We start from the raw sequence: 10,154 nt of genomic DNA on the forward strand, positions 1-10,154 counted from the left end.
GCATAGTTTACGATATATTTGTAAAATGTATTGTATTTTAAAAATTAAACTAAAATAGATACCCAAAAAATAAAATAAAACAGATGAAATTTATAGTATCGAGTTCGTACTTATTAAAACAATTACAGGTTTTAGGTAATGTTATCAACAGTAGCAATACTTTGCCCATTTTGGACAACTTCCTATTTGAATTAGACAATAACGAATTAACGGTTTCGGCAAGTGATTTAGAGACTACCATGTCTGCTAGTTTAGCTATTGATTCCACGAGTAAAGGAAGTGTTGCTGTACCGGCAAAACTACTATTGGAGATCCTTAAAACTTTTCCAGAGCAACCTCTAACTTTTACTGTTGAAGAAAACAGCACGATAGAGATTAGTTCAAACTCGGGTAAATATGCGTTGGCGTATGCTCCTGGCGATGAGTTTCCAAAATCTGTTAATTTAGAAGAGCCTTCTGTAACTTTAGTTCCTGCCGATGTATTGGCAACAGCCATAAGCAAAACAATCTTTGCTGCTGGAAATGATGATTTACGTCCAGTAATGTCTGGTGTATTTTTTCAGTTCTCTCCAGAAGGATTAACCTTTGTGGCAACTGATGCACACAAGTTGGTAAAATATGCGCGTACCGATGTAAAAGCGTCTCAAGTAGCTGATTTTATTATGCCAAAGAAACCTTTGACTATTCTAAAAAATATTCTTTCTACTTCAGATGCTGAAGTGAAAATAGAATATAATGATTCGAATGCTACTTTTTCTTTTGACAATTATATTTTAATGTGTCGTTTAATAGATGGAAAGTATCCAAACTACGAAGCGGTTATCCCAAAAGAGAATCCAAATAAATTAATGATTGACCGTTCTCAATTTTTGAGTTCAGTACGTCGTGTTGCTATTTTCTCTAATAAAACAACACACCAAATTCGTTTAAAAATTGCAGGTGCTGAATTGAATGTTTCGGCTGAAGATATTGATTACTCTAACAAAGCAGAGGAAAGATTGACTTGTGATTATCAAGGAGACGATATGCAAATAGGATACAACTCTCGTTTTCTTACTGAAATGTTGACTAATTTACAATCAGATATGATCATGCTAGAAATGTCATTACCTAACAGAGCTGGAATTCTTACACCCGTTGACGGACTAGAAGAAGGTGAAACGGTAACGATGCTGGTAATGCCTGTAATGCTGAATAGTTAACAATAAATTGTGATTTTGTTGTATTTAATTTTTGATATTAAAATATAATACTTATCATTGTAAAACGATTACGCTATTAACCAAACCATTTTTTATATTTAAAAAAACCGCTATTTCCTAACCAGGATATGCGGTTTTTTTTTTGGGGTCCTCCCCCCGACCCCCTCCGAAGGAGGGGGAGACGAAATAGAATTTTTTGTGTTTTTTACTTTGTGTTTTTTACTTTTTTCTTTGTGTTTTTTTCTTTGTGTTTTTTATTTCCTGTTTTTTATTTCTTAGTTTCTATTTACTATTTTTTTTGCTCTAACTTCTCTTGTCTATTTTCTATACTCTTTCTATTCCGATGCTATTTATAAAACAGCCCAATTGTCAGTTCGAGCGGAGTCGAAAACCACTATTGCATCTCGACTACGCTCTATGTGACAAAAATTAGTTCGGACTATATTGTACTTGTATTTGGTACTAAATCACTCCCATTTTTTTCATTAGGAACGTAGCACTTTTATTTTTACAAATACCGTCACGGAGTTTATAATCAAAATGCAAGTCGTCATTAACGATTTCTACCTCGAAGCATTTGTTAGTTAAAGTATCCGGATACTCGTTTGTGGTCAGACATACTTCTATATCGTGCGTTGCAATTGCGCCAATTGCTTTATGCGCAATCACTTTCTTAACGACTTCTATGGTTCCGTTTCTTTTATCATCAGAGTTAGTTCCTCTTAGGATTTCGTCCAATAATACAAAAGCGGCATTGCCTTCTAATTCGTCCATGATCTGTTTTAGGCGCTTTATTTCGGCGAAAAAATAAGATTCACTGTCAGACAAGGAATCCGACAAACGCATCGAAACTAGTACCGGCAAAGGATGTACATTTGCTTCATTGGCACAAACGACTGATCCAATTCCCGATAAAACCATATTTATCCCCAAACTACGTAGAAAAGTACTTTTTCCGGACATATTCGACCCTGTCAATATCATAAAAGATTGGGGATGAAAAGCTACTTCATTCCCTACTCTAGTATTGGCATTCAATAAAGGATGACTCAGGTCAGAGAAGTTGATTTTGAATTCGGTATTTAACGTTGGATAGACAAAATCAGTATTATTGTAAGCAAAATTAGCGAGACTATTCAACATTTCGAATTCTCCAATAACATCTAGCCACTCTTCCAGTGCTTTTGCATGCGCTATTTTCCATTGAATAAGCGATTTTAAAACATGGAGATTAAATAGAAAGGTTCCGTTGAATACTATAGCCGTAACCAAATTTCCAATACTATCCATATTCGAAAACAACGAAGCCAATTGTTTGAGATGAACGTTAGCATTCTCTTTTTTATATTTAAGTTTTGCCTGTAATGCTAAAAGCTTTTCGGATTTAAATGATTCCTCTTCTATTTGTTGCATCAGCAAACCGTACTGCTTGATTATCTTATCAATATCTGACGAATTAGCGATTTCGATTTGAATCCGTTTTAAAAAACGACCCAAATAAGCCATATTAAAAACAAATAAATACGTCGAAAGAGAAAGAAAATGTGAGTTTGATGTCAAGAAATAAGCAATAAGTGTACTAAAAAACAGAATAGGTGAAATATAGGAAATCAATACCGCTGTTTTTGACAAGGGTTTACTGTTGAAAGTACTCCATTTTAGCAAAGTATCATAGCTTGTTTTAGAATCCTGGCTTATTTTGGCCAAAGCCAAGAAATTCTGACGCCAATCTAACTTTTCGGAAAGTTCTTTGACAGCTGATTGATTTCTAATGATCTCCTCATTTGAGGATAATGTAAGTAGTTGATTGGCTAATTTTTTCTTTCCTATAAAAGTGGCTGTTCTATTTAGGTTTTGGAACAGGGAATGTTCTCCAAAAATATCCAGATCATAGGCGTAAGGATGATGAAAATCATTAAACTCTTGTCCGTTTTCAAATGGAATGGCATTTTTCTCTAAATAGGAAATCTCATTTTCGTTAATTTCTACCAAAGCCGAGTTTATCTTTTTTTCGAAAAGCAACTTGGAATGAATTCGCATTAAAATGATAAATCCTGCAAAAAAGAAAACAGCAGAAACTATAAAAATAATTTCGCTGTTTTTTATATAATAATAAAGAGATCCTAAAAAAAGAACAACAGACAACAACCTAAGTAAACTGATTGTATTGTATTTTTTATTTATTTTGCTTAATTCTTGTGAATAGCTTTTACTCTTAGCACTGTATGAATCCATATTTTGATTTAATTGAAATACAAATATAGGTGTACCGCAATAAATAAACTATTAGAATCAGGAACAATAATAAGAACACTCTGAACTTAGTCTTCCATAGGAATTGCCAAAATGGGAACGTCAAAATTATTGGCAAATTTCTTAGTCAGGCTGGGATGGAATAAACCTTCAAAAAACGTTCTTTTATACGTCACCATTGTCAGTATATCAATTTCTTGAATTAAGATAAAATCTAAAATAGTCTCTTTTACATCATCACTGTCTATGACAAAAAATTCAATAGGATCATTCTCAAAGGCCTCTTCCCATTTCTTAATTGTCGCTTTTTCAACATCAGATTTGCTAGTTTTCACATAAAGACATTTTACAACTGCATTAGCCATTTTGGCTAATTTTATTGTGTTTTTAAGCGCTTTTTTATCTTTAGTTCTAAATCGAGTTGTAAAACCTATAGTTTCTGTTTTTTTGAATTTGGCATCAACGGGAATGCATAGCATCGGTACATCAATATCAGCCAAAACATTACCGGTATTAGTACCAGAAAAAAACTCTGACCACCCGGAGGCGCCCTCAGTACCCATAATCACATAATCTATTTTATCATCCTTGATTGATTTGTTAATATTATAAAGCAAATTACCATCCATAAGACGATGCGTCATTTTAATTTTATCCAGATTGTGCTCTGCTGCTATGGCGCGAAGTTTTGGAATTTCTTCTTTAAACATTTCAAATTGTGACAACTCTACTGATTCATATATAACCATATAATTTTCAGGAAAAAACTGATTGTCAAATACTGGCAAATCAAAAGTATGCAATAACACCAGTTCACCCTGTACTATTTTTGCAAATTCTAAAGCGTGTACAAATGCATTAGTGGCGGCTTCAGAAAAATCGGTTGGAAATAATATACGTTTCATTTTGAATGGTTTAAAGTTGTACAATAATCAAATTTACACCTAAAGTTACAATTATAATATGATAAATATCAGTCAGTTTCATTTTTTTTAGCACTTTTCAACCCACTATTCAATATTAAAATAGATACTTCTTTAGATTTAGTACCTTTGCAACTTAGACAAAACAACTATGTTATATAACGATTCTATAGTAGCCTTGGCAACCCCTTCTGGAGCTGGAGCTATTGCAATCATCCGAATTTCAGGCGCTGAAGCAATTACTATTGGTAATAGTGTTTTTAAATCTATTAAAAACAAAGATTTAACCAAGCAAAAAACACATACCCTACATTTAGGGCATATTATCGACGACCAAAAAACGCTCGACGAAGTATTGGTATCCCTTTTTAAAGGCCCCAACTCCTATACTGGCGAAAATACGATTGAAATATCCTGTCACGGTTCTACGTATATCCAACAGCAAATTATACAGCTGCTACTGCGTAAAGGCTGCCGTATGGCTGATCCGGGAGAATTTACGCTTCGCGCTTTCCTAAACGGAAAACTAGATTTGTCGCAAGCTGAAGCCGTAGCCGATTTAATCTCTTCTGATAATGAAGCATCGCACCAAATCGCGATGCAGCAAATGCGTGGTGGCTTCTCTAATGAAATAGCCAAATTAAGAGAAGAACTGTTGAATTTTGCTTCGCTCATCGAACTCGAACTCGACTTTGCAGAGGAAGATGTGGAATTTGCAGATCGTACCCAATTCCACGAATTGCTGAACAGAATCGAGTTTGTGCTAAAAAGACTAATCGACTCTTTTGCAGTAGGAAACGTAATCAAAAACGGAATTCCAGTCGCCATTGTGGGAGAACCCAATGTGGGAAAATCGACATTGCTGAATGCTTTATTGAACGAAGAACGCGCTATCGTTTCGGAGATTGCCGGAACAACCCGTGACACCATTGAAGACGAACTAGTCATTGGCGGAATCGGATTTCGATTCATTGATACCGCAGGGATCCGTGAAACACAGGATGTGGTAGAAAGCATCGGTATTCGTAAAACTTTCGAGAAAATCGAACAATCACAAGTGGTTCTTTATCTGTTTGAAAGCTTAAAATTCAAAGTTCAAAGTTCTGAATATATACTAGAAATCGAGAAGGTGAAAAATCAATTTCCGCTAAAACCATTAGTGGTAGTGATCAATAAAACCGAATTACTGACTGATGACGAAGTTGCCGAAATCAAAAATCAACTCCAACCCCTAAACGTGATTCTCGAAATGATCTCTGCCAAACAAAACTTAGGTATCGAAGAATTAAAAAACCAATTACTATCTTTTGTCAATACCGGAGCATTAAGAAATAACGAAACGATAGTTACGAACACAAGACATTATGACTCTTTGCTGAAAGCATTGGAGGAAATAACCAAAGTAAAATACGGACTAGAAACGAATCTACCTAGTGACTTAATGGCCATCGATATCAAGGAAGCCTTGTATCATTTTGGGACGATTACGGGTCAGGTTACAAATGATGAATTACTTGGTAATATATTTGCTAATTTCTGTATCGGGAAATAAATACACTTTCTTTAAGTATCATTAACTTTCTTTAGCTTGACTACCATTGATTTAACGGTATTTTAAGTTTCTTCTATTAAGTTTAATTCATACATTTGTTACACTCAATGTACACCTTAACTAAAAAAAGGTGTAAAAATGTACACCTATGAAGATCACTTTAAAGAAAAAGAAACTACAGAATGGCAAATTCAGTCTATATTTGGAATACTATAAAGGTTCAACCGTAGATGCAAATGGCAAACGCATTCATTTAAGGAATTTTGAATATTTGAAGATCTACCCTTATCAAGATCCAAAAACTGCTAGTGAAAAGAAAGAAAATAAAGAGATTGAAATCCTAACAGAACAAATACTATCTATTAAAAAAACAGAGTATTTTCAAGGAAAGTACGATATAAAGAACACTGCAAAAAGTAAACGTCTATTTTTAGATTTCTTTCATGAAAAAACCGAAGAGAAAATTGATAGCCCAAAAAATTATGGAAATTGGACAGCTGCATTTCTACACTTAAAAAAATGTATCTCTACCAACCTCACTTTTGATGAAGTTGATGAAAGCTTTACAAAAAGAGTGAGACTCTATTTTGAAAAGGAAGCTAGAACAAAAAGCAACACCTCTTTATCTCTAAATTCTAAATACTCTTATTTTAACAAATTTAAAGCTGCTCTCCGTGCTGCTTTTGATGAAGGTTATATTTCTATAAATTATGCGTCAAAAGTAAAATCATTTGAACAAGCTGAAAGTCAAAGAGAATATTTAACATTACAAGAGTTGCAAAAATTAGCAAAAACTGATTGTAAATATGAAGTTCTGAAACGTGCTTTTATTTTTTCTTCGCTTGTAGGATTGAGATGGTCAGATATCAATACCATGGTGTGGTCAGAAGTTAGAGATGAAGAAAATACGAGTAGAATAAATTTCCGCCAAGAAAAAACAGATGGTGTTGAATATCTATACATTTCAAAGCAAGCTCGTGAACTATTGGGCGAGAGAGAATCTCCTTCAGACAGAGTCTTTGTTGGACTGAAATACAGTGCTGTATATAATAACGAAATTGTACGTTGGTGCAATCGTGCTGGTATTTCAAAGCACATAACTTTTCACAGTGCCAGACATACGAATGCGGTTCTATTACTGGAGAACGGGGCTGATATTTATACCGTTTCTAAGAGATTAGGACATCGAGAAATCCGTACGACCGCTATTTACGCTAAAATTGTGGATCAAAAAATGAAAGAAGCCGCAAATCTAATACCTAACATTAATATTTAATCAATGAAAAAAATTGAAACCATTCTAAAAATTGCTGGCTTTATGGGACTAGCCTTTTTATATGTTCAGCTATTCCTGATTTTTCAAGATGATTACTTTTACTTATTAACTATCTTAATAGAAATGCTTGTGTTGGGTGTGATTGCTTTTAAATTATTGTCGATATATTGGCAATGTTTCATCTTCTTTATGTTAAATGAGACATACAAAGGATACAACAAAAACATAGAAAAACCCCGATTATTACTTCATTTACTTTTTTTTCCAATTTCAATTTTCTTTTTGTCAATGATTAAAAATTTCTCTGATTTCAATCGCAATATAAAAAGCACTACTAGTTTTTTAAATATGATTGAAGTACCAAATTATATAATTTTAACGATGTTTATCTTTGGTTTTATTATTTCTGTTTTAGTTATGTTTACCACTTGGACTAAAAAATTTGAAAAAAGTTATATTCCAATGATGAAAGAACAACTTACTCCACAGATGGTAATTCTTGAATTTAAAGAAATACTAGGTATTGAAGAAATTTACACAAATGAACTTATTAAAAATAAAAGATGTGAAGTTTCTTTTGATAATTTTAAACTTTTTGCTAGTGGAAAAAAAATGAGTAACAAAATCAAGTGGATTGATAAAAAAGGTCAAAAATCAACTAAGGATGCAAAAAGTAAGGATATTACATTTGGATTTATTTTTGATATGCTACATGAAAATATTATCAACGGCGGAATAAAAAATTTGACAGGTCAAAAAAGAAGTCTAATTATGAATTTAATTACTGAAAATTTCACTAAAGAAAATGAAATCATAAAAAAAGTTAACATTAATAAGGCATATAATAATTGGAAACCTAATAGCTAAATTATTAAAGGGTAAAAGTCGAAAATTTCCTTTATATCCTGCTATAACCCTATTTACCGCGAATTAGCTTTACTATAGTTTTGCTTTCATTAAATCATTTAACGATAAACAAAGTCACTTATGGAAAGTAATGCTATTATTCAAAAATTAGCCCAATTAGAAAAACTTATAATTGGGACCAACAAACAAATATTCACGGTAGATGATGTTGTAAACTATACCGGCTTCTCAAAATCCTATGTATATAAACTTGTACATAACAACATAATCCCGTATTCGAAGCCAAATAATCGTACTCTATTTTTTACTAAGGCAGAAATAGACGAATGGTTACTTCAAAACAAATCAAAGTCGATTTCTCAAATCGAAAAAGAAGCTTTAGAATATACAAATTCAGTAAAAAAATAAAAGCGTTCAATTCCTCCAAATTGAAACGCTTTACTAAAACTCTAACAATATTGTATCTTTCAAAGATACAATAAAAACTACTATTGTATAATGAAAAACATCTATTTAAGAATAGGAACGTCCTATTTTAAGAAATCCTTATACCCTCTATCTTCGGGAGATTTTATTGAAATTCTTGTTGTTTGGTCAGCCGAATTGATCAGACAAGATCACGGTAAAAATGTACTTTCAGAAATTGAAAGATTTGATGGCTTTATTTGTATTCCAGAAAACCGTCCCGAGTTTTTCAAAAAAAGAGTTCAGGACTACTACAATACGTATCACCAAATTAGCAAATCGCCTTTGGAAGGCGATATATCCAATTCTCTTGGCTTTTTGTCTCATATTTTTGGCTCGCAGCTCGAGCTTGGCCTTGATTATTTACAGTTGATCTATTCAAAACCAACTCAAATTCTACCAATTCTTTGTTTGGTGAGTAAAGAACGCTCAACAGGTAAATCAACTTTTTTAAAATGGCTTAAAGAAATTTTTGAATACAACCTGACTTTTCTAACTAATAGTGACTTCACTTCAAACTTCAATTCGGATTGGACCTCAAAATTACTAATCTGTATCGATGAAGTCCTATTTAAAACTGATGAACTTACGGAGCGTATAAAATACCTCTCTACAACTAATACCCATAAGACTGAAGCCAAAGGAAAAGATAAAAAAGAATCCTCATTTTTTGGGAAATTTATCCTGTGTTCTAATAATGAAACCTCATTTATAAAAATTGATAGTGATGAAATACGCTTTTGGGTAATCAAAGTCAATCAATACAGAACCGAAGACGTGGCAATTTTAAAAAAACTTGTGAATGAAATTCCAGCTTTTTTGTTTTTCCTTTTAAACAGAAAATTATCAACACAGAATCAGTCACGCATGTGGTTTACTCCTGAACAAATCAAAACTAATGCATTATTAAAATTAGTCCGGCATAACTCAAATCAAATAGAAAGAGAAGTAGCTAATGTTATACTGAACACTATGGAGAGTTTAGACATTGAAACCTTAGACTTTTGTTTTTCTGACTTATTAAATATTCTAAACAAATTCAAAATCAAATATGATGTTGTTGAAATAAAAAATACAATTCGTAAAAATTGGAAGTTAGAGCAAGCAAAAAACTCAAATCAATATCAAAAAGTAACGGTAACTAATGATCTAGATTTTTATCAAAATTTAACAAAAGGACGTTATTATTCAATAACACGAGATTTTTTATCTGATTTTAATGATGAATTGATGACAACATACGATTAAGCCAGCAAGAGTAAGCCTTTACCTTGTCATCACTTTGTCATCAAAAAATAAAGTGATGACGAAAAAATGATGAATGAATTTTAAAAGTGATGACGTGACGACAAAATGATGACATGCGATTCCCTATTATCACAGAGCTCAGGGTACTTTGTCATCAATTCATCACTTTTCAAAAAAAAATATAACCTTTAATTCTTATCGATATGAATTGTCAAAATGCTAAAAAAATAGACCTCGTTTCGTTCCTGAAAAAACAAGGATTAACCCCCTCAATGTATATTCCAGTCATGATGTGCCACTAATTCCGGTCATGATGTGCCACAAAATAATGAGCTAATTTCTGTTCAAATTTACATTTTTTTATTGAT

At 32.6% G+C, this 10,154-nt stretch carries 8 protein-coding genes; 6 read left to right on the forward strand and 2 right to left on the reverse strand.

What is annotated here, in order from left to right:
- Positions 1-83: 83 nt before the first annotated feature.
- Positions 84-1,202 carry a DNA polymerase III subunit beta gene (gene dnaN, locus BMW63_RS17265; RefSeq protein ID WP_074724707.1) on the forward strand — a complete coding sequence of 373 codons (1,119 nt, stop codon included), beginning with the start codon at positions 84-86 and terminating at the stop codon, positions 1,200-1,202.
- A 462-nt stretch (positions 1,203-1,664) separates the two neighbouring features.
- Here the strand turns inward: dnaN and BMW63_RS17270 are convergent, their stop codons facing one another.
- Together BMW63_RS17270 and BMW63_RS17275 are read right to left on the reverse strand one after the other, a co-directional pair.
- On the reverse strand, positions 1,665-3,437 hold the full coding sequence (locus tag BMW63_RS17270) for a MutS-related protein (RefSeq protein WP_074724708.1): 1,773 nt from the start codon (positions 3,435-3,437) through the stop codon (positions 1,665-1,667).
- Between the two features lie 86 nt (positions 3,438-3,523).
- A complete protein-coding gene (locus BMW63_RS17275) occupies positions 3,524-4,360 on the reverse strand; it encodes a universal stress protein (protein ID WP_074724709.1) in 837 nt (278 codons plus the stop codon).
- 169 nt (positions 4,361-4,529) lie between these two features.
- On the opposite strand from BMW63_RS17275, the gene mnmE reads away from it, so the two are divergent.
- The 5 genes from mnmE (at position 4,530) to BMW63_RS17300 (ending at position 9,786) form a co-directional block, all read left to right on the forward strand.
- Positions 4,530-5,930 carry a tRNA uridine-5-carboxymethylaminomethyl(34) synthesis GTPase MnmE gene (mnmE, locus tag BMW63_RS17280; RefSeq protein ID WP_074724710.1) on the forward strand — a complete coding sequence of 467 codons (1,401 nt, stop codon included), beginning with the start codon at positions 4,530-4,532 and terminating at the stop codon, positions 5,928-5,930.
- A 148-nt stretch (positions 5,931-6,078) separates the two neighbouring features.
- Complete coding sequence (locus tag BMW63_RS17285; protein ID WP_074724711.1) at positions 6,079-7,206, forward strand: tyrosine-type recombinase/integrase; 1,128 nt, start codon at positions 6,079-6,081, stop codon at positions 7,204-7,206.
- Positions 7,207-7,209: 3 nt separating this feature from the next.
- Positions 7,210-8,073 carry a hypothetical protein gene (locus BMW63_RS17290; RefSeq protein ID WP_074724712.1) on the forward strand — a complete coding sequence of 288 codons (864 nt, stop codon included), beginning with the start codon at positions 7,210-7,212 and terminating at the stop codon, positions 8,071-8,073.
- Positions 8,074-8,193: 120 nt separating this feature from the next.
- Positions 8,194-8,481 (forward strand): helix-turn-helix transcriptional regulator, encoded by a 288-nt coding sequence (locus BMW63_RS17295; RefSeq protein ID WP_074724713.1) that lies wholly within the window; start codon positions 8,194-8,196, stop codon positions 8,479-8,481.
- A gap of 90 nt (positions 8,482-8,571) precedes the next feature.
- Positions 8,572-9,786 (forward strand): primase-helicase family protein, encoded by a 1,215-nt coding sequence (locus tag BMW63_RS17300; protein WP_074724714.1) that lies wholly within the window; start codon positions 8,572-8,574, stop codon positions 9,784-9,786.
- The last annotated feature ends 368 nt before the right edge of the window (positions 9,787-10,154 follow it).

Origin of the sequence: Flavobacterium frigoris, from assembly GCF_900111075.1 — a bacterium.
GTDB classification, from domain to species: domain Bacteria; phylum Bacteroidota; class Bacteroidia; order Flavobacteriales; family Flavobacteriaceae; genus Flavobacterium; species Flavobacterium frigoris.

Coding starts and splice junctions, on each gene's coding strand:
- BMW63_RS17275 (WP_074724709.1), bottom strand. CDS start 4,360: ATGAAACGTATATTATTTCCAACCGATTTTTCTGAAGCCGCCACTAAT.
- mnmE (WP_074724710.1), top strand. CDS start 4,530: ATGTTATATAACGATTCTATAGTAGCCTTGGCAACCCCTTCTGGAGCT.
- dnaN (WP_074724707.1), top strand. CDS start 84: ATGAAATTTATAGTATCGAGTTCGTACTTATTAAAACAATTACAGGTT.
- BMW63_RS17300 (WP_074724714.1), top strand. CDS start 8,572: ATGAAAAACATCTATTTAAGAATAGGAACGTCCTATTTTAAGAAATCC.
- BMW63_RS17295 (WP_074724713.1), top strand. CDS start 8,194: ATGGAAAGTAATGCTATTATTCAAAAATTAGCCCAATTAGAAAAACTT.
- BMW63_RS17270 (WP_074724708.1), bottom strand. CDS start 3,437: ATGGATTCATACAGTGCTAAGAGTAAAAGCTATTCACAAGAATTAAGC.
- BMW63_RS17285 (WP_074724711.1), top strand. CDS start 6,079: ATGAAGATCACTTTAAAGAAAAAGAAACTACAGAATGGCAAATTCAGT.
- BMW63_RS17290 (WP_074724712.1), top strand. CDS start 7,210: ATGAAAAAAATTGAAACCATTCTAAAAATTGCTGGCTTTATGGGACTA.